This window comes from Candidatus Nanopelagicales bacterium (genome assembly GCA_018003655.1).
GTDB lineage: Bacteria > Actinomycetota > Actinomycetes > S36-B12 > UBA10799 > JAGNDY01.
This window is the reverse complement of sequence record JAGNDY010000085.1, coordinates 5509-7046: the sequence shown is the minus strand read 5'-3', so window position 1 is coordinate 7046 and position 1538 is coordinate 5509. Positions and strand designations below refer to the sequence as shown.

Below are 1538 nucleotides of genomic sequence, written 5' to 3'. Positions count from 1 at the left end.
GCCAATGCACGGTCTGCAGTCAATCGGGCCATCGCCACGTACGCTCGGCGAGCCTCACCCGAGACCGCGCCGATGGCATCGATGTGGGCGGCAACCGAACCCGCGTCCCCGCGCGCTACCGGACCGGTCAGGGCGTTGTCACCCTCCCGCAACGCGTTGTCCAGCGACGCGGACAACAGCGGCCCGAGCAGTCGAGCAGGTTGCTCGATGTCAGCGGCCGCCAGCAGGTCCATCGACTGGGCGACGAGCGTGACAAGGTGATTGGACCCGTTGGCCAGCGCGGCGTGATACAACGCGCGGCTGCCTTCCGGAACCCAGATCGGATCGCCACCCATCTCGACGACGAGGGCCTCGGCAACTGGCCGCAGGATCTGCGGAGCGGTCACTCCGAAGGGCGCGCCGGAGAGGCGTTCGAGGTCCAGACTTGTTCCGGTCAAGGTCATGGCTGGGTGTAGCGCGAGGGGCAGTGCACCGACGGCGGTCGCGGCTTCCAGCACCTCAATGCCATATCTGCCGCTTGCGTGAGCGAGGAATTGACCAGCCCTGACGGCACCCGTCTCGACCAGTCCCTCGACCAAAGCGGGCAACGCGTCGTCCGGGACAGTCAGCCAAACCAAGTCCGCCCGCGCGAGCACCTCTGCCGGCGTAACCAGCGGGACACCTGGGAGCAACGCCTCGGCGCGCAAGCGGCTGAGATCACTGACCCCGTAGCCAGCGACGACGTGGTGACCGGCGCGCGCGAGCGCGGCCGCGAGCACCGATCCAGCTCGGCCGGTGCCGATGACTCCCACGTTCAGGCGCGGCGGCGCTGATTGCGGAGTGGGGCTGTCCACGCCCGCAGCCTAGGCGCGCGTGCATCCGGTGCCACGGTGGTGCCCCCTTCTCGGGCGCCTTGCGCCCGAGCGGTGGGTACTCTCGGGCTTCCTGCGTGGATTCCGGTGAATCGCTGGCAGGATCAGTCACCATGAACCTCCCTGCTGGCGCCCATGAACGGACCTGGGCACTCGACGTCGGGGACACCCATCCGGCCAGTCACGGTCCGGTCGCCTTCGATCTGGGCGTTGCTGCCTCCGACGGTCACGAGATGATCACGTTCGCCGAACCACGGATCCAGCCCATCCACCGGGGCGTGGAAAAGCTATTTGAGTCGCGGGACTACCGCCAGGCGTTGATGTTGGCCGACCGGCATGACTGGCATAGCGCGCTGGGTTCCGAACTCGGCTTGGCCTTGACGATGGAGGCGATGCTCGGGATCACCGTTCCCGAGCGGGCCACGTGGCTGCGAACGCTGCTGTCCGAGCTCAGTCGCGCGGTCCATCACCTGCGCTGGCTCGGTGAGACCGCCGCCGTTGTGAGTCCAGACCAGATCGTCGCCGCGACTGCCCGCGGGGCTCGCGAACAATTGATCGACCTGCTGGAAGAAGCCACTGGCGGACGGCTGCATCCGATGGCGGTCGCCCCCGGCGGACTCCGGTCAGATGTGAACGACCCTTGGCTTGAACAACTCGCCACCACCACCGCCGCCGTGCGCCGTGCCG

2 protein-coding genes are annotated in these 1538 nt (G+C 68.0%); one reads left to right on the top strand and one right to left on the bottom strand.

The window, feature by feature from the left end:
* On the bottom strand, positions 1–833 hold an 833-nt coding region (locus tag KAZ48_09745), incomplete at its 3' end, for a DUF2520 domain-containing protein (GenBank protein ID MBP7973072.1).
* 131 nt (positions 834–964) lie between these two features.
* On the opposite strand from KAZ48_09745, the gene KAZ48_09740 reads away from it, so the two are divergent.
* Positions 965–1538 (top strand): NADH-quinone oxidoreductase subunit D (locus KAZ48_09740; protein ID MBP7973071.1); only part of this gene is annotated, 574 nt, incomplete at its 3' end.